Genomic DNA, 18175 nt, shown 5'->3' on the forward strand with positions numbered 1-18175 from the left:
CGCCTGATTATCGCCCTACTCGTACAGCTTGCGCAGCTCGGCGACCGCCTCGCACATCAGCGCCCGCAGCTCCGGCGGCCCCAGCACCTCGACGTCCGCCCCCATCCGCAGCAGCAGCCAGCGCGCGTGCGTGATCGACTCGATCGGCACCGTCAGCGTCAGCCAGCCCTCCGGATCGGGCTCGCCGGCCGCGGCCAGCGCCGCGCCCACCACGTCGGCGCCCATCGTGTACGCCAGCAGATCACCCCGGCCGGGGGCCAGCCTGATGACGGCCTCGGCGGTGTACATCCGCTCGCGGAACTCCTTGGCGTAGCCCTGCCAGAACTCGCCCAGCTCGAACCCCTCGGGCGAGGGGAAGCGGCCGGGCAGCGTCTCCACGGTCAGGATCCGCGCCACCCGGTAGGTGCGGGGGCTGCCGCCCGGCGGCGCGGCCACCATGTACCAGGAGCCGCCCTTGAGCACCAGCCCGTACGGATGGATCACCCGGTCGACCTCCTGCTGCCCCCAGCGCCGGTAGGTCATGTGCAGCGGCCGCTGGTCCCACACCGCGTCGGCCACCTCGCTCAGATGCGGCACGTCGTCGGCCGAGCGATACCAGCTCGGCACGTCGAGCAGGAACCGCTCGCGCATCCGTGAGGCGTGCGAGCGCGGCTCGGGCGGCAGCGCGGCCAGCAGCTTCAGCTCGGCGGTGGCGGCCACCTCGGCCAGCCCCAGCTCGGCCGCCGGGCCGGGCAGCCCCGCCAGGAACAGCGAGGAGGCCTCCTCGGCGGTCAGCCCGTTGAGCCTGGTGCGGTAGCCGTCGAGCAGCTGGTAGCCGCCCGCGGGCCCTCGGTCGGCGTAGACCGGCACGCCGGCCGCCGACAGCGCCTCCACGTCGCGGTAGACCGTGCGGACCGACACCTCCAGCTCCTCGGCCAGCTCCGGCGCGGTCATGCGGCCGCGCGACTGCAGGAGCAGGAGCAGCGAGAGCAGGCGGCTGGCACGCATGGCCCCATTGTAGGAAAGCGGCCTGCGGGAAAGCGGCCGTTCAGCGGGCGGCGTACTCCTCCCGGGAGGTCACCACCTGGGGCATGCTCTCCTCCACCCACTCCAGCAGGGGGATGAGGCGCTCGGCGGCCTCCCGGCCCAGCTCGGTGAGGCTGTACTCGACCTTGGGCGGGATCGAGGGCTCGGCCACGCGCAGCACCATGCCGTCGCGTTCGAGCGCGTGGAGGGTCTGGGACAACATCTTCTCGCTCACCCCGTCGACCCGGCGGCGCAGCGCGTTGAAGCGGTAGGTCCCCTCGTACAGGGCCACCAGCGCCAGGATCGCCCAGCGGCCGGTGATCGTCTCCAGCACCGAGCGCGAGGTGCACCGGCGCGAGAAGACATCGGCCACCAGCTCTTCGAACTCCTCCATGGAAACCAGCGTACGCGTTCGCAGGTACTTTCTGATAGAAAGTACTAACCAAATCGCGGGTACTGAATGGGAGTAATCATGATCGTGGTGACCGGAGCCACCGGACAGCTGGGCCGGCTGGTGATCGAGGAGCTCAAGAATCGCGTCCCCGCCGAGCAGATCGTCGCCGCTGCCCGCACCCCGGAGAAGGGCGCCGACCTCGGCGTCGAGGTGCGCCAGGCCGACTATGACCGGCCCGAGACCGTCCGGAGCGCGCTGCGGGGCGCCACCAAGGTGCTGCTCATCTCCGGCCTGGACCCCAACCGCCTGCAGCAGCACTCCACCGTCGTGGACGCCACCAAGGAGGCCGGGGCCACGCTCGTCTACACCAGCGCGCCCGGCGCCGACACCACCGAGGCCCTCCTGGCCGCCGACCACCGGGCGACCGAGGAGTACATCAAGGCGTCCGGAGTGACGTACACGATCCTGCGCAACAACTGGTACAACGAGGTCTACGCGCCGTCGATCACGGCCGCCCCGCAGCTCGGCGCCGTGCACGGCGCCGCCGGCGACGGCCGGGTGGCCTCCGCCTCCCGCGCCGACTACGCCGCCGCCGCGGCCGCCGTGCTGACGGGCGAGGGCCACGACGGCAAGGTGTACGAGCTGTCCGGCGACACGACCTGGACCCGGGCCGACCTGGCCGCCGAGATCGCCGCGGTCACCGGCAAGGAGATCGTCTACCAGGACCTGCCGAAGGACGAGTACGCGGGCGTGCTGGCCGGTGCCGGCCTGCCGGCGCCGTTCGCGGAGATGATGGCGGACGTGGACGTCAACATCGCCCGCGGCTGGCTCTCCCACACCCCCGGCACGCTGCGCGACCTCATCGGCCGCCCCACCCAGCCGATCGGCGAGTACGTCCGCTCCCTCCTCGCCTAGCCCCCGCGGCGCGCCGTCAGGCGGCGAACTGCTGCCACGCCAGCCTGGCCACCAGGGCCACCACCACGCACAGCAGCACGATCCGCACGAAGCCGGTGCCCCGCTTGAGCGCCATCCGCGCGCCGAGCTGGGCGCCGGCCACGTTGCACACGGCCATCCCGAGCCCGAGCCCCCAGTTCAGGTGCCCCTGGACCCCGAAGACCACCAGCGCCCCGAGGTTCGTCCCCACGTTGATGATCTTGGCGGACGCGGAGGCCGAGACGAAGTCCAGCCCGAGGATGGTGGTGAAGGCGATGATGAGGAACGTCCCCGTGCCCGGCCCCATGATGCCGTCGTAGAAGGCGATCCCCACCCCGGCCACCGCCACCGCGGCCAGCACCCGGCCGTTGGTCCGCAGATGCGGCACCGGCACGGCACCGAGCGTGGGCCTCAGCGTCACGAACGCGGCCACCCCGAGCAGCACCACCATGACGACGGGCCGCAGCACCTCGGCCGAGATCGCCGCCGCCGCCGACGCCCCGAGCCCGGCGCTCAGCACGGCCAGCCCCGCGCCGGGGAGGGCCACCTGCCGGTCGATCTTGGTGGAGCGGGCGTACGCGACGGCCGCGGAGGTGGTGCCGAAGACCGACGACAGCTTGTTGGTGGCCATCGCCTCGACCGTGGGCAGCCCCGTCATCAAGATCGCGGGGAGCTGCACCAGCCCGCCCCCGCCCACGACGGCGTCGACCCATCCCGCCCCTGCCGCCGCGACCAGCAACACCAGGACCTGCTCCAGCGGCACGCCACTCCCCCGATTTCCCCCAAGAAACCCCAAGAGTGTACAAGTCGTACAGTGACCGGCCTTGGGGCAGGGGTGACGTCAGGGGATCCGGGAGCCGAACAGCACCGCCGCACCCGCCACCAGCAGCCCCGCCAGGATCGCGGCCACGATGAACCACTGGGTGATCTCCTGGTTGACCAGCTTGTAGCCGAGCGAGGTGCCGATCTGCTCGTAGACCTCGCGCAGCTCGCTGCCGGACTCGGCGCTGTAGGCCCGCCCGCTGGTCCCGTCGGACAACGACTGCAGGGTCTGCTTGTTGACCGGCACGTTCACCGGCCGGCCGTCGATGTTGACGGTGCCCTCCTGGGTGCCGTACGCGATCGTGGAGACCGGCACGCGGGCCTGCTGGGCGGCGTCGATGGCCTCGTTCACCGACCTGCCCGAGGTGTTGTCGCCGTCGGACAGCAGCACGATCGCGGCCGGCGGCGGGTCGGTGGCGGCCTGCTGGTCGAACGAGCGCAGCGAGTCGAGCGCGTTGAAGACGGCCTCGCCGATCGCGGTGCCCGGGCGGGTGGTGAGGGTGCCGACGGCGGTGACCACGGCCTGGTGGTCGGTGGTGGGCGAGATGACGACGTTGGCGGAGCGGGCGAAGGACACCACACCGACGTTGAAGCGGTCCGGCAGCTCCCTGACGAACGCCTGCGCCGCGGCCTTGGCCGCGTTGATCCGGTTGGGCTGGACGTCGTCGGCGTCCATGGACAGCGACACGTCCAGCGCGATCATGATGGTGGCGCGGTCGCGCGGCACGCGTACCTGGTCGGCGGGTTTGGCGGCGCCGACGACCAGGAGCGCCATCATGAGGAGGAACAGCGCGGGGGCGACGTGGCGGCGCCAGCCGGGGCCGGCGGGGGCGACGAGGTCGAGCAGGGCCAGGTTCGTGAAGCGCACGGTGTAGCGGCGCCGGGCGAACATCGAGGCGATGTACCCGGCCACCAGCAGCCCCACCAGCAGGAACAGCCAAAGCCAGCCGGGGGCCAGAAAAGTCACAAGGCCTCCTTCGTCGGCCTTGCGACCAAAGTGCTGCGTCTAATTGTTCCCTCGCTTCGCTCGGTCACGTAGGTCTCCTGTGGGCGAGGTGGCTCATGCGGCGCTGGCGGAGGACGAACTGCGCGATGTCGAACACCCAGTCGCGGTCGGTACGCAGCACGAGGTGGGCGATGCCGGCGCGGCGCAGCGCCACGCGGGTGCCCTCGCGCTGCAGGGCGGCCGCCTCCGCGTACGCTTGCCGAACCTTGGGTGAAAGATGCACTTCGCGTACTTTCCCGCTCTCGGGGTCGGTGAACGCGACTCGGCCCACGTCGGGCAACTCCAGCTCGCGCGGGTCGATCACCTCCACCGCCAGCACCTGATGACGGGCGGCCAGCCGCCTGATGGGGCGCTCCCAGGGGCGTTCGGCGTCGGGGTCGAGGCTGGGGCGGGCGTCGAGGAAGTCGGAGACGATCAGCCGCACGCCGCGCCGCCTGCGGCTGGCCGACAGCACCTCGATGCCCTCGGCCAGATCGGGCGCGTCGGGCACGATCCGGCCGCGCGGGGCGTCCATGAGCGAGTGCAGCAGCCCGTACAGGGCCGGGCGGCCGGTGCGCGCGGGCATGCGGTGCACGTACTCATCGTGCAGCACCAGCGCGCCGAACCTGTCGCCCATCCTGCTCGACAGGAACCCGATCGCGCCGACCGCCGCCACCACCAGGTCGCGTTTGTCGGTGTCGGCGGTGCCGAAGTCCATGCTGGGCGACAGGTCGGCCAGCGCCCAGGTCTCCAGTTCGCGGTCGGCGATCAGGTCGCGTACGTGCGGGACGGTCGTACGCGCGGTGACCGCCCAGTCCATGCGGCGCACGTCGTCCTCGCCGGGCACGTACACGCGGCTGTCGCCGGCCTCGCTGCCCGGCCCCGGCAGCAGCCCCTGGTGGGCGCCGTGCAGCAGCCCGTCCAGCCGCCGGGTGACCGTCAGCTCCAGCCGTCTGAGCGCCTGTTCGGCCGTGTTCACAGGCCGCTCACCGGTTCTGGTTCCAGACGACGAGGGGCGGGGGCACGGCTTGCAGGATCTGCTTGACGACCTGCTCCGGGTCGACGCCGTCGGCCAGGGCGTCGAACGTGAGCATGAGCCGGTGCGACATGACGTCCACCGCCACGTCGCGTACGTCGTCGGGCAGCAGGTAGTCGCGGCCGCGCAGCAGGGCGAGGGCCCGCCCGGCCGAGACCAGGCCCAGCGTGGCCCGGGGGCTGACGCCGATCTCGATGGTGTCGATGAGGTCGGGCAGGCCGTAATCGGCGGGGCTGCGGGTGGACATGACCAGCCGCACCACGTAGTCGGCGACGAGCTGGTGCACCGAGACCTGCTCGGCCGCCTCCTGCAGGGCCAGCAGCTTGTCGGGGTCGAGCACCCGCTCGGGGACCGGCGGCCTGACGCTCATCCGGTGGAGGATCTCCAGCTCCTCGTGCGCGCTGGGGTGCGGCACCCTTACCCGGAACAGGAACCGGTCGCGCTGCACCTCCGGCAGCGGATAGACGCCCTCGGACTCGATCGGGTTCTGGGTGGCGAGCACGATGAACGGTTTGGGCAGCGGGTGGGTGACGCCGGCGAGGGTGACCTGCCGCTCGGCCATCACCTCCAGCAGCGCGGACTGGACCTTGGCGGGGGCGCGGTTGATCTCGTCGGCCAGCAGGAAGTTCACGAACACGGGGCCGAGCTCGACATCGAACTTCTCGTTGGAGGGGTGGAAGACGCGGGTGCCGATGATGTCGCTCGGCACGAGGTCGGGGGTGAACTGGATCCGGGCGAACGTGCCGCCCACGACAGTGGCCAGGGTGGAGGCGGCGAGGGTCTTGGCGACGCCTGGGACTCCTTCGAGCAGGCAGTGCCCGCGGGCCAGCAGGGCCACGATGAGCCTTTCGACCATGTGGTCCTGGCCGACGATGACACGCCGGACCTCGTCGAGACTTTGACGCAGCAGTGCCGCGTCGTTTCCGCCTGGCAACTCTTCGGCGACGCTCATGACGCCATTCCACCAAACGCGCCGCAAACGTGCACGACGCCACGTCTGTGCTTTCATGGCAAACGTGGCAAGTCCCCTGCAGTACGGCGATCCACCCCGGCTGGGGCCTTACGTGGTCCAGGCCCGCCTCCACACTGCCCCGGCCGGCTTCGTGTACCTCGGCCAGGGACCCGACGGGCGCGCGGTGTCCGTCGCCGTGCTCACCCGAGGGGCCGCGCTCGACGCCGCCGCCCGCGACCGGTTCGTGACCGCGGTCAGGGAGGCCAGGGGCGAACGGTCCGGATTGCGCGGCTGGCTCGGCCGTTCCGGGCGGTCGCGGGGCGCGGTACTGGACGACACGCCCGACGTGCTCGCCTTCGACGGCGGGCACGCGCCCTGGGTGGCGGTCCCGTACGTGCCCGGCCGGCCCGGGGCCGAGCGCTTCCTCGATCCCGTCATGGTGGGCGGGACGTTCATCGGCGAGGCGCACGGGCCCGACTTCGTGCCGTACTGGCTGACCGACCGCGCGCCGGCGCTGCCCGGGCCGACGCGGCAGCGCAGGCCGCTCACCGAGACCCGCAAGCGGGTCCTGATGGCCGCGCTGGCGCTGGTGCTGCTGCTGTTGCTGGTGACGGCGATCCTGCTGCTGCTGTTGCTGGGCCGGCGCGACAGCGAGCCGCAGCCCCGGCAACTGCCGCCGACGGTGTTCGTGCCGACGCCGCCGCCGACGCCGGCCACCCCCGAACCGCGGCCCTCGCCGTCGCCCTCGCCCTCCCCGTCGGAGAGCGGGCAGGTCACGCCCGGGCAGACACCCGGCGACGAGATGGGCGACGAGTCCCCGCTCTTCAATTAGCTTGAGCCTGACGTAACAGGAGGCTTTAGCTTCCCCGGCATGGAATTCATCGTTCACGACACCCTCACGGCGATGGCCGCCCTGCTGCGCGAGCCGCTCGAAGGGCGGCCCGACGCCCTGCGGGACGTCCTGGCGCCGATGCGCTCGGCCATTCCGATGCCCGGCGACATCGTCGACCTCCACCACCAGGCCGGCGGCTTCCGCGTCGACGCCGACGACCCGCGCTACCTGCCCGCCGTGCAGCGCATGATCGACGCCGACGTGCTCGGGCAGGTGCGGCGGGAGCTGGAGCGCGCCTCCGACCGGCTGCGCGACGCCAAGCAGCGGGAGTCGGTGCAGGTCATGTTCGTGATGGGGAATCCGGACAACGAGCACCTGATGAAGTTGAGCGGCGGTTACTACGGTATGGGCGGCTCGCCCGAGTGGCTCTACCTGCTGGCCTGGCCGTCGGACGAGGTGATCGGCCGGATCGGGCACCTGGCGGTGCACGAGTTCCACCACAACGTCCGCTACACCAACGTCGAGTGGAACCCGATGACGGTGACCGTGGGCGAGCACGTGGTGGCCGAGGGGCTGGCCGAGGCGTTCGTACGGGAGCTGTCGGGGGCCGAGGCCATGGGGCCGTGGTCGTCCATGGTGAGGGGGGAGGCGTTCGAGCGGGCGTACGAGCGGATCATGGCTGACTTCTCGCTGGCCGGGATGCAGAACACGCCGGCGTACGTGCTGGGGGACAGCGTGGCGCGTGCCTTCGGGCAGGAACCGCGCGGCCTCCCCGACATGGCGGGGTACGCGGTGGGCCTGCACCTGGTCGACCAAGTCCTGACCGCCACCGGCCTCACGGCCACGGAGGCGACCCTGCTGCCCGCATCCGAGCTCCTACGCCGCGCCGCCATCCACCCCTGACCCGCCTTGCCCGCTGGCGGGAAACCACTCCCCTCCCCGTCACCCCGAAGGACCCAGGTCCCGAACGGCGGGAGAGCCCCCAACCCACCCACACCCCCTTCATCCCAAAGAGCCCCAGCCCCGCACGGCGGGAGAGCCATCAACCCACCCCACACCCCCTCACCCCAAAGAGCCCCAGCCCCGCACGGCGGGAGAGCCATCAACCCACCGGCCGGGGCTCGGGGCCCTTCGGGTGACGCCATCTCAGCGCGGTGAGACGAAGCCCGACTCGTAGGCGGCGATCACGGCCTGGGTCCGATCCCGAGCACCCAGCTTGGCCAGCACGTTCCCCACATGCGTCTTGACCGTCTCCTGGCTGACCACCAGCTCGGCCGCGATCTCGTTGTTGGACAGCCCCTTGGTCATCAGACGCAGCACATCACCCTCACGGCCGGTCAGCCGGTCGATCCCGGCCACCAGCCCCGGCCCATGGGGCCGCCGCCCGGCCAGCGCCCGGATCGCGGCCGGGAACAGCAACGACTCCCCCGCCGCGACCAGCTTGACCGCCTTGATCAGATCGTCCGGCCTGGTGCGCTTGAGCAGGAACCCGCTGGCCCCGGCCCGCAGCGCATCGTAGACGTAGTCGTCGTTCTCGAACGTGGTCACCACCAGCACCTTCGGCGGCGCGTCCAGAGCCAGCAGGCGCTCGGTGGCCTGGATGCCGTCGAGCGCGGGCATGCGTACGTCCATGAGGACGACGTCGGGCCGCTCACGGCGGACCAGGGGCAGGACGGCGGCACCGTCCGCGGCCTCGCCGACCACGGTCAGGTCCGGCTCGGCCTCGATGATGATCCGCAGTCCGGCGCGGATGAGGTCCTCGTCGTCGGCGATCACCACTCTGAGCGTCATGGGCTCGACCGTAGCGGCAGCCGTACCGTGACCTTCCATCCGGCCTCCGTGGGCCCCGCGTCCAGTTCGCCGCGCAGCAGCCGGACACGCTCGCGCATCCCCGTCACGCCCCTGCCTCCAGGACCGCCGCCGCCGTCCCCCCGTCCCGGGTTCGTGACCTCTAGCCTCAGGTCGTCGTCCTGTACGGCGGCGGCCAGGCGCACAGGACCGTGGCCGTGCTTGATGGCGTTGGTGAGCGCCTCCTGGAGGATCCGGTACGCCTCCCGGGAGACCACGGCGGGCACGGCGGACAGGTCGCCCACCTCCTGCCGCACCTGAGCGCCCGAGGCGGCGACGAGCTCGTCGAGGTCGGCCAGCGTGGCCTGCGGCGCCCTGACCCGCCCACCCGGATCGAAGCCCCTCCCACCAGACGTCCCTTCGGAACGGGACCGACGGGGCGCCACCCCCGAGATCCGGCCGGACGGCACGACACCGGCACGATCACCATCACCCTGGCGACCATCGAGAGAGACGCCGGGGCGATCGATACCACTCCAAGAGCCATCGACCCGGTCCTCAGCTCGGCCGTCCCCAGCTCGGCCGTCCTCAGCTCGGCCGTCTTCGCGGAGCACGCCCAGGACGTGGTCGAGATCCTCCAGGGCGGTGCGGGCCGACTGCTCGATGGCGGCCAGGGCCTTCCTGGCGGTCTCCGGGTCGCGGTCGAGGACCCGCCCCGCGGCGGCGGCCTGCAGGGTGACGACGCTGAGCGCGTGCCCGACCGAGTCGTGCAGCTCGCGGGCCAGCCGGTTGCGTTCGGCGAGCGTACGGGCATGCTCTTCGGCGGCGGCCAGGCGTTCGGCCGGGGTGGGGCCGAGCAGGACGGGAGCCAGCCTGGCCAGCAGCTCGCCCGCGCCCGCCGCGGTCGCCACCAGCGCCCCCAGCAGCGCCAGCCCGCCCAGCAGCCACAACACCGCGGGCCATCCCGGCTCCACCATGACGCCGATGATCGGGGTCGCCCGCCCGGCGAACGGCAGCGCGAGCGTGACCAGCGTGAACGGCACGATGGCCAGCGTGGAACCGCTGACCAGCCCGCCGATCGCCAGGTGCAGGGTGAACCAGGCGGCGGTCCGGCGCCGCTCCTGCCAGGTGCGGCCCGCCTGCCTGGGCGGCGTCTCGACGTGCGCCCCGAGCAGCCCCTGCGCCGCGTTCACCTCCAGCGCCCGGATCGGCAGGAACAGGCCGGTAACGGCCACCACCGGCAGCACCGCCACGAACACGCCGATCTGGATGGGCAGCAGCAGGTTGGCGTTCTGGCCCTGCCACTGGGCCGCGATCAGGACGCCGGCCATCATGTACGGCATCAGCAGCGCGCCGCCCAGGATGAGGCACGCCCATCGGCGGGGCAGGTTCCTTCTCACATCCGCGATTGTATGTCGATGGTTATTCGCTGTCGGTGGAATGCGCCCTTAGAGAAATGCGCCCCCAGCGAAATAATTCCAGAATTCACGCCCGCCGGGTCTAGCGTTTTTCTCGGAATATCCAGCACAGAAAGGCGACCGGTCATGACGGAGACCCAGCGTGCAGCCTGGCCAGACCAGCTCAGCCAGCGCCTGCTGAAAGAGCGGATCGTCGTCCTCGGCCAGGAGGTCGACGACGAGATTTGCAACCGGCTCTGCGGGGAGCTCCTATTGCTGGCGGCCGAAGACCCACACCGCGACATAACGCTTTACATCAATTCGCCGGGCGGGTCCGTGACCGCCGGGATGGCGCTCTACGACATGATCCAGTTCATTCCGTGCGATGTGGCGACGGTGGCGATGGGGTTCGCCGCGTCCATGGGGCAGGTCCTGCTGACGGCGGGCGCCAAGGGCAAGCGCTACGCCCTGCCCAACTCCCGCATCGTCATGCACCAGCCGCTCGGCGGCATCGGCGGCTCGGCCAGCGACATCCAGATCCAGGCCGACAACATGCTCTACACCAAGCGCCGGATGGCCGAGATCATCGCCCACCACACAGGCCAGCCGCTGGAGCGCATCCAGGCCGACTCCGACCGCGACCGCTGGTTCACCGCCCAGGAGGCGCTGGACTACGGCATCGTCGACCACATCGCAGAAGGGATGAACTGATATGAGCGGCCGCTATGTGCTGCCCTCGTTCACGGAGCGCACGTCGTACGGCATCAAGGAGATGAACCCGTACAACAAGCTCTTCGAGGACCGGATCGTCTTCATCGGCGCCCCCATCGACGACACCGTGGCCAACGACGTGATGGCGCAGTTGCTCACGCTCGAGTCGCTCGACCCCGACCAGGACGTCAGCATCTACATCAACTCCCCTGGCGGCTCGTTCACCGCCATGACGGCCATCTACGACACCATGCAGTTCATCCGGCCGGAGATCCACACCGTCTGCATCGGCGAGGCGGCCTCGGCCGCGGCGGTCCTGCTGGCGGCGGGCACGCCCGGCAAACGCGCCGCCCTGCCCCACGCCCGCGTCCTGCTCCACCAGCCCCACGCGGAGGGCGGCCGCGGACAGGGCAGCGACCTGGAGATCCACGCCAGGGAGATCCTGCGGATGCGCGACCAGCAGGAGGAGATCCTTTCCCGGCACACGGGGCGAGGGCTCCTGGAGATCAGGAAGGACATCGAGCGGGACCGGATCTTCACGGCAGAGCAGGCACGCACGTACAGGCTGGTGGACGACATCTACGCCTCCAGAAAACGCACCCTAACCCCCACCCACTGACCCCCCGGCCCCACCTAAAAGCGGGGCCTGGAGCTGGGACTGGCCCGGGGCTGGGACTGGCCCGGGGCTGGGACTGGGCCGGCGCTGGGGCACGGCGGCCCGGCTGGAGGCCAGGGGTCAGGGCCGGTGCTGGGGCGGAACCCGGCCACCAGGGCTGGGATTGAGACCCGGGACTGGGGACCGGGACGAGGCAACGGCGGCCGAGCTCGAGCCCAGAGAGGGCAAGGCCGGCACTGGAGCGAAGCCCGGCCATCAGGGCTGGGTTTGAGGGCCGGGGCCGAGAGCCGGGGCTGAGGGCCGAGAGCCGGGGCCGAGAGCCGGGGCCGAGAGCCGGGGCCGAGAGCCGGGGCTGAGGGCCGGGGCAGGACGCCCGAGGGGCTGGCGCCAGCGGCGCACGTGAGGCCAGGGCCGGAGGCTGAGGCCGGGAGCCGCGGTGATGCAACGCGAGTGGGCCGTAAGCCGAAGCCGCCGTGTCTAGGAATCCGCACGCCGACCACGCTGACCCGCCACCACGCCCCCGCGGTCAGGGCCACGCACCGCAACCGCCTGCCAGGGACCGAGAACCACATACCTGAACCAGTGGTCCAGCCCAGCACGACGGATCCGCGTCCCGAGGGCGACAGCGCCACGCCTGAGCGCCACGCACCCAAGAACCGCAACCCCAGACGCCGCGCCTAAACACCCCGCACCCAGGACGGCGCCAGAGCCGTCACTGGCCCAGCACCCCGCGCCCAGGTCCGCGCGCCACAACCGGCTGCCAGGGGCCGCACCGCACGCCTGGACCGTGGGCCAGAGAAGCACGACGGGCCGCATGCCTGGACCGTGGGCCAGCGCAGCACGATGGGCCGCGCGCCTCAACCGGAGGGCGAGCGCAGCAGGACGGGACCGCATGCCGAGGACGACAGCGCCACGCCAAGCGGCTCCCACCAAGGACCGCAACCCGAGATGCCGCGTCCAAGCACCCCGTGCTCAGGGCCGCCCCGAACGTCACCGGGCCCAGCATCCCGCGCTCAGGGGCTCCCGCCGTCTCCCGCCGCCCCGTTGGCCCCACCAGCACCCAGCCCGCCATTTCCCAGGCCTCAGAAGTTGACATCACTTCCCCTGCCTCATCCAGGCCCCTGCACTTCCCCAGCCTCACCAGTGCCCACAACTCCCTAGCTTCACCACTCCCGAGCCCACCTGCCCGCCTCCCCCACCTGCCCGCCTGCCTCACCGCCCGCCTCCACCATCTGCTCCACCTGCCCCGAGCGGTGGGTCTGTGAGCGTTTCGTGACGCCGCGAGACCCCGGCCCCGGTTGGTCGCGTGCGTCGGGGATCCGGGCCGGTCCGGTAACGTTTTGCGACGTGGCCCACTACTTCTCCGAACAGCCGAAGGCAGCGAGCAAGCCAGGCTCCGTCGACCTGGTCCTGCCCGATCTGCACCTGCGGCTGGAGACCGACAGCGGCGTGTTCTCGCCGGAACGGGTCGACGTGGGCACGCGCATCCTGCTAGAGACCGTCCCGCCGCCGCCGCAGGAGGGCGATCTGCTCGACCTGGGCTGCGGGTACGGGCCGATCGCGCTGACCATGGCCTCCCGGGCGCCCGAGGCGACCGTGTGGGCCGTCGATGTGAACCGGCGGAGCCTGGAGCTGACCGCCAGGAATGCCGAGGCCGCGGGCCTTTACAAAGTACGGTCAGTACATGTCGACGAAGTGCCAGATGACGTGAAATTTCGGGCAATCTGGTCTAACCCTGCGATCCGTATTGGGAAGCAGGCCCTGCACGAAATGCTCACCAGGTGGCTGACCCGGCTCACGCCCGACGGCGTCGCCTACCTGGTCGTCCAGAAACACCTCGGCTCGGACTCCCTGCAGCGCTGGCTCGGCGAGCAGGGCTGGCAGGCCTCCCGCGAGGCCAGCCGGGCCGCCTACCGGATCCTGAAGGTGACCCGATGAGAAGGCAACTGCGCCCCACCGACGTCAAGCGGCTCAACCGCACCTGGCGCAGGAACACCCAGAACCGCCTCGCCATGATCATCGAGTCGGTCACCGGCCCGTTCAACATCGGCTCGATCTTCCGCAGCGCCGCCGCGTTCGGCGTGGACGAGATCTGGCTCGCCGGCAACGCCACCCCGCCGACCAACCCCAAGGCCGGCAAGACCGCGCTCGGCACCGAACGCCTGGTCACCTGGCACGAGCCGATCCTGGCCACCGAGGCGGTCAAGGCCGCCAAGGCGGGGGGCTACACCGTGCACGCCATCGAGCTGACCGCCGAGGCCGTGCCGCTGCACCGCGCCGACCTGGGCCGCGACGTGTGCCTGGTCGTCGGCAGCGAGGACCACGGCTGTTCCCCTGCGCTGCTCGACGCCGTGGACGGCGTCTGCTACATCCCGCAGGTCGGGCGGGTCGGGTCGTTCAACGTGGCGGTGGCCGCCGCTATCGCGCTGGCCGAGGCCCGCCGCCAAGAGTGGGAGAATCTCCTCGAACCGTAACCGAACCGTTCACCCACGGAAGGCATACTCAGGACGTGCTGAGCCGTCGATTCGCCTTTCTCGACCATCCGGGCCCGCTGGCCTTCGCGCACCGCGGAGGCGCCGCCGAGGGCGCGGAAAACTCCATTGCGGCCTTCGAGCGGGCGGTCGGGCTCGGCTACACCTACCTGGAGACCGACGCGCACGCCACCTCCGACGGCGTGCTGCTCGCCTTCCACGACCACACGCTCGACCGGGTGACCGACCAGCGGGGCCGCATCTCGGAGCTGCCCTACCGGGCGGTGAGGCAGGCCCGCATCGGCGGGGTTCACGAGATCCCGCTGCTGGAGGATCTGCTGGGCACCTGGCCCGAGATCCGCTTCAACATCGACGTCAAGGAGGCCGCCGCCATCGCGCCGCTGGCCGAGGCGATCCGGCGTACCAACTCCTATGACCGCGTCTGCCTGACCTCCTTCTCCGACGAGCGGCTGGCGCTGGCCAGGGCGGCGATGGGCAGGGAGGTGTGCTCGGCGCTCGGCCCGCGCGGCGTCGCCGCGCTGCGCGCGGCCGCGTCCACCTCCGGCTACGGCCGCCTGCTGGCCCGCCTGTCGCGCGCCGGCGTCCCGTGCGCGCAGGTGCCGGTGGGCTTCCGCGGGCTGCGGGTGACCACCCGGAGTCTGGTACGTACGGCGCACGCCATCGGCATGCAGGTCCACGTGTGGACCGTCAACGACCCCATACGCATGGAACACCTGCTCGACCTGGGCGTGGACGGCCTCATGACCGACAACGTCTCCGGTCTGCGGACCGTGCTGGAGCGCCGCGGCCAATGGCATCCCGGCAGCCTGGCCGCGTAACTCGACAGGACGGCCCGGGCCCCGCAGCACGAGCAAGCATCGAGAGCACGGCGTACCAGCCCAAAAAAGCCAAGAAAGCCCCATAAGCCTGCAGGCCGGGCCGCCCGGCCGCATAGGAGCGACTCGACACCATGCCCGTACCCGCACCCCCCGCGGCCCTCGACGACTCCCCCGCAGCCCGCAGGCGTGAGCAGCGCGGCTGGTACTTCTACGACTGGGCCAACTCCGCCTTCTACACCACGATCATCTCGGTCTTCCTCGGCCCGTACCTCATCCCGGTCGCCAAGACCGCGGCCTGTGCCAAGGACTTCCCGAACATCGCCTCCGACACGTGCGTCGCGGGCTTCGACAACCTGGTCAAGACCAACCCGGGTCTCGGCTACGTCGACGTGCTCGGCGCCGACATCAGGCCAGCCGCGTTCTTCGGGCTGACGCTGACGATCGCGGTGTTCCTGCAGATCGTGGTGCTGCCCGTGGTGGGCGCGCTGGCCGACCATACCGGGCGCAAGCGGGAGATGCTCGGCGGCTTCGCCTACGTCGGTGCGCTGGCCACGATGGCGCTGTACTTCGTCGAGGGCGACCGCTACATGCTGGGCGGGGTGCTGTTCATCCTGGCCAACCTCGCCTACGGCTCCTCGGTCGTGGTCTACGACTCGTTCCTGCCGCAGATCTCCACCCCCGCCGAGCGCGACGGGGTGTCCTCGCGCGGCTGGGCCATCGGCTATCTGGGCGGCGGCCTGCTGCTGGCCCTCAACCTCGTCCTCTACACGCAGCATGAGGGCCTGGGGGTCGCCGAGGGCATGGCGGTGCGCATCAGCATGATGTCGGCCGGTCTGTGGTGGGCGATCTTCACGATCATCCCGCTGCTGCGGCTGCGCAACCGTCCCGTCCCCGTCCACGAGACCACGGCGCTGCGCTCGGTCGGCGGCAGCTTCCGCCAGCTCGGCCGCACCCTGGCCGAGCTGCGCCGCTATCCGCTGACGCTGCTGTTCCTGGTGGCGTACCTGGTCTACAACGACGGCGTGCAGACAGTGATCGGCAACAGCGCGGCCTTCGCCTCCGAGGCCCTCAAGCTGGACAAGACGGTGCAGATCACGGCCATCCTGATGGTGCAGTTCGTGGCGTTCTTCGGCGCGCTGCTGCTGGGCCGGCTGGCCCGCAGCATCGGCACCAAGCGCACGGTGCTGGCCAGCCTGGTGCTGTGGACGGCGATCGTGGTGGCGGCGCTGTTCGTCGGGGAGGGGCAGGCGCTGCAGTTCTACCTGATGGCGTTCGCTATCGCGATCGTGCTGGGGGGTACGCAGGCGCTGTCGCGCTCGCTGTTCTCGCAGGTGATCCCGAGGGGGCGGGAGGCCGAGTATTTCAGCCTGCTGCAGATCAGCGACAAGGGCTCGGCGTTCATCGGCTCCCTGACGGTCACGATCGCGCTCCAGCTGAGCAACAGCTACCGGATCGCCATCGTCTCCATGATCGTCTTCTTCATCGTCGGCTTCGTCCTGCTTGCCTTGACCAACCTTCCCAGGGCGATCCGCGAAGCCGGCAACCAGGTCCCCGACCGCATCTGACCCCCGTCACCGGGCGACCTCTCGCGGCTGTCCGCTGGAAAGCGGCCGCACGAGGCGTCATCACACGTGGACGCGCGCCGGGCCAGCCTGCGCCCTCCTGCCTCCATGGGCGACCGGGCTCCGTTCCCCTGCACCACCCGGCGCCCCACAGGCGGGTGGTCCCTGGCGTTCGTCGGCTCTACTCCCAGCACGGTCACGTTATTGGACGAGCAGCCAGGCGGCTCGCCTGGACGCTCGTGCCAAGAGGAGCAGCCCGGTGGCTCGTCTTTGCGCTCGTGCCGAAACGAGCAGCCCTACGGCCCATCCGCGCTCATGCCGAAACGAGCAGCCAACCGCCCATCCACGCGCTCATGCCGGGACGAGGAGCCAGGTGGCCCTTCTTTGCGCTCATGCCGAAGCGAGGAGCCAGGCGGCTCATCCAGACTCTTGCGCCAGGACGAGCAGTCACGCCGCCCGTCCACGCGCTCGCGCCGAAACGAGCGGATAGACGGCCCCGCCAAGCGCTCGTGCCGATCGCAGCTGCTCGCCGCGGGCGTGCAGCGGGCGTGTAGCGGGCGGGCGGGCAGGAGGGTTCAGTCGTTCGGGCCATGTGGAGGATCGGGGCTGGAGTCAGGCAGGGGTTCAGAACTCGGGTCGGCCGGAGGGTCGGGGCGCGGGCCGAGCTTGTGGGCGATCCAGAACGCCGTCCCTGCGAGGGCGGCCGTGCCCACGATGGCGAACAGCACCCACCACCCTCGATGGCCGTTCCCGTACGAGTCGCCGGTGGTGCGCCCGGCCTCGGGACCCGGCGTACCCGTGCGGCCCGGCGGGGATCCGCCCGGGGTTGGCGAGCCTCCGTTGCCAGGTGAGTCTGGCGAGCCGCCTGCATCGGGCTGAGCGGACGAGCCGTCGTCGCAGGGGCGAGCCGCCGCGTCGTCAACGTCGTGCGAGGGCGGCCATCCCTCGGCGCCCTCGGGAGACGGCCAGCTTCCACGCCCCTCAAGCGACCCCCAGCCCCCAGTGTCTGACGGCCAGTTCCCGCCGTCAGGCGACCAGCCCACCCCGCCAGGCGGGGAGCTTGCACCATCAGCCGACCAGCCCACGCTTCCAGGCAGCGAGCCACCCCCACCAGGCGACCGGCCCACTCCGCAAGGTGACGAACCGGCACCACCAGGCGACCGGTCCACGTCTCCAGGCGGCATGTCTCCCCCGCGAGCCGACCGGCCCACCCCGCCAGGCAGCGAGCCACCCCCACCAGGCGATCGGCCCACTCCGCAAGGTGACGAACCGGCACCACCAGGCGACCGGTCCACGTCTCCAGGCGGCATGTCTCCCCCGCGAGCCGACCGGCCCACCCCGCCAGGCAGCGAGCCACCCCCACCAGGCGATCGGCCCACTCCGCAAGGTGACGAACCGGCACTACCAGGCGTCCAGCTCGCGGCGCCAGGCGGTGGACCGGCGCCACAAGGCGACCGGCCCATGGTGTCGGGCGGCGAGCCTGTGCCATCAGGCGGTGTGGTCGAGCCGTCGGGATGGCCGGGCCCTCGGGAAAGCGTGGCACCGTCTCGAGGCTGTGACGCCACTCCAGAGGGCGGAACCTCGTTGGGCGGCGTCTGTCCGGCGCCGCGTGGCGCTTGTCCGCTCTCGCCGTTCCGGCCCGGTGGGGCGGCGCCGCCCGACGCCTGTGAATCTGGTCCGCCTCGGTTATGTAAATCCGGCCTGCCTGGCGCCGGTGAGCCTCCGTCGCGTGTCTGCGCCTCCCCGCCAGTACGCGGTATGGGTGGGCCTGCGGCGCCATGGGAGGTGCGTGTCCCGTCACTGGCGCCCGCAGACCCGGGGCCGTGCGAAGC

Annotated in this window: 17 protein-coding genes; 9 read left to right on the forward strand and 8 right to left on the reverse strand. The window is 71.2% G+C overall.

The window, feature by feature from the left end:
* Positions 1 to 15: 15 nt before the first annotated feature.
* On the reverse strand, positions 16 to 987 hold the full coding sequence (locus ACIBI9_RS30630) for a helix-turn-helix transcriptional regulator (protein ID WP_397226822.1): 972 nt from the start codon (positions 985 to 987) through the stop codon (positions 16 to 18).
* Positions 988 to 1027: 40 nt separating this feature from the next.
* Positions 1028 to 1399, reverse strand: coding sequence for a winged helix-turn-helix transcriptional regulator (locus tag ACIBI9_RS30635; protein WP_397226824.1), 372 nt, complete (start codon positions 1397 to 1399; stop codon positions 1028 to 1030).
* Positions 1400 to 1477: 78 nt separating this feature from the next.
* Here ACIBI9_RS30635 and ACIBI9_RS30640 point away from each other — a divergent pair, with 78 nt between their 5' ends.
* A complete protein-coding gene (locus ACIBI9_RS30640; protein ID WP_397226826.1) occupies positions 1478 to 2314 on the forward strand; it encodes an SDR family oxidoreductase in 837 nt (278 codons plus the stop codon).
* A gap of 16 nt (positions 2315 to 2330) precedes the next feature.
* Here the strand turns inward: ACIBI9_RS30640 and ACIBI9_RS30645 are convergent, their stop codons facing one another.
* From ACIBI9_RS30645 to ACIBI9_RS30660, 4 genes are all read right to left on the reverse strand, one after another.
* On the reverse strand, positions 2331 to 3095 hold the full coding sequence (locus ACIBI9_RS30645) for a sulfite exporter TauE/SafE family protein (protein WP_397226828.1): 765 nt from the start codon (positions 3093 to 3095) through the stop codon (positions 2331 to 2333).
* A 78-nt stretch (positions 3096 to 3173) separates the two neighbouring features.
* A complete protein-coding gene (locus tag ACIBI9_RS30650) occupies positions 3174 to 4121 on the reverse strand; it encodes a VWA domain-containing protein (RefSeq protein WP_397226830.1) in 948 nt (315 codons plus the stop codon).
* 64 nt (positions 4122 to 4185) lie between these two features.
* A complete protein-coding gene (locus tag ACIBI9_RS30655; protein ID WP_192783344.1) occupies positions 4186 to 5118 on the reverse strand; it encodes a DUF58 domain-containing protein in 933 nt (310 codons plus the stop codon).
* Between the two features lie 7 nt (positions 5119 to 5125).
* Entirely contained in the window at positions 5126 to 6127 is a 1002-nt protein-coding gene (locus ACIBI9_RS30660; RefSeq protein ID WP_397226832.1) for an AAA family ATPase, read from the reverse strand.
* 55 nt (positions 6128 to 6182) lie between these two features.
* On the opposite strand from ACIBI9_RS30660, the gene ACIBI9_RS30665 reads away from it, so the two are divergent.
* Positions 6183 to 6959 carry a hypothetical protein gene (locus ACIBI9_RS30665; protein ID WP_397226834.1) on the forward strand — a complete coding sequence of 259 codons (777 nt, stop codon included), beginning with the start codon at positions 6183 to 6185 and terminating at the stop codon, positions 6957 to 6959.
* Positions 6960 to 6998: 39 nt separating this feature from the next.
* On the forward strand, positions 6999 to 7862 hold the full coding sequence (locus ACIBI9_RS30670; RefSeq protein ID WP_397226836.1) for a DUF2268 domain-containing protein: 864 nt from the start codon (positions 6999 to 7001) through the stop codon (positions 7860 to 7862).
* 243 nt (positions 7863 to 8105) lie between these two features.
* Here the strand turns inward: ACIBI9_RS30670 and ACIBI9_RS30675 are convergent, their stop codons facing one another.
* Positions 8106 to 8750, reverse strand: coding sequence for a response regulator (locus ACIBI9_RS30675; protein WP_397226838.1), 645 nt, complete (start codon positions 8748 to 8750; stop codon positions 8106 to 8108).
* Positions 8747 to 10147 (reverse strand): sensor histidine kinase, encoded by a 1401-nt coding sequence (locus ACIBI9_RS30680; protein WP_397226840.1) that lies wholly within the window; start codon positions 10145 to 10147, stop codon positions 8747 to 8749. The genes ACIBI9_RS30675 and ACIBI9_RS30680 overlap by 4 nt, the downstream gene beginning before the upstream one ends.
* Positions 10148 to 10291: 144 nt before the next feature.
* Between ACIBI9_RS30680 and ACIBI9_RS30685 the strand changes: the two genes are divergently transcribed.
* The 6 genes from ACIBI9_RS30685 to ACIBI9_RS30710 all read left to right on the forward strand — a co-directional run bounded on the left by ACIBI9_RS30685 (position 10292) and on the right by ACIBI9_RS30710 (position 16346).
* Entirely contained in the window at positions 10292 to 10855 is a 564-nt protein-coding gene (locus ACIBI9_RS30685) for a ClpP family protease (protein WP_397226842.1), read from the forward strand.
* 1 nt (position 10856) lies between these two features.
* Positions 10857 to 11474: an ATP-dependent Clp protease proteolytic subunit gene (locus ACIBI9_RS30690; RefSeq protein ID WP_397226844.1), complete on the forward strand. Its 618-nt coding sequence runs from the start codon at positions 10857 to 10859 to the stop codon at positions 11472 to 11474.
* 1344 nt (positions 11475 to 12818) lie between these two features.
* Positions 12819 to 13409, forward strand: coding sequence for a class I SAM-dependent methyltransferase (locus ACIBI9_RS30695; RefSeq protein ID WP_397226846.1), 591 nt, complete (start codon positions 12819 to 12821; stop codon positions 13407 to 13409).
* Positions 13406 to 13945, forward strand: coding sequence for a TrmH family RNA methyltransferase (locus ACIBI9_RS30700; RefSeq protein WP_397226848.1), 540 nt, complete (start codon positions 13406 to 13408; stop codon positions 13943 to 13945). Before ACIBI9_RS30695 ends, ACIBI9_RS30700 begins: the two co-directional genes overlap by 4 nt.
* 38 nt (positions 13946 to 13983) lie before the next feature.
* Positions 13984 to 14781: a glycerophosphodiester phosphodiesterase family protein gene (locus tag ACIBI9_RS30705; RefSeq protein WP_397227313.1), complete on the forward strand. Its 798-nt coding sequence runs from the start codon at positions 13984 to 13986 to the stop codon at positions 14779 to 14781.
* A 131-nt stretch (positions 14782 to 14912) separates the two neighbouring features.
* A complete protein-coding gene (locus ACIBI9_RS30710) occupies positions 14913 to 16346 on the forward strand; it encodes an MFS transporter (protein WP_397226850.1) in 1434 nt (477 codons plus the stop codon).
* The last annotated feature ends 1829 nt before the right edge of the window (positions 16347 to 18175 follow it).

The sequence above is a fragment of the Nonomuraea sp. NPDC050451 genome (genome assembly GCF_044458585.1).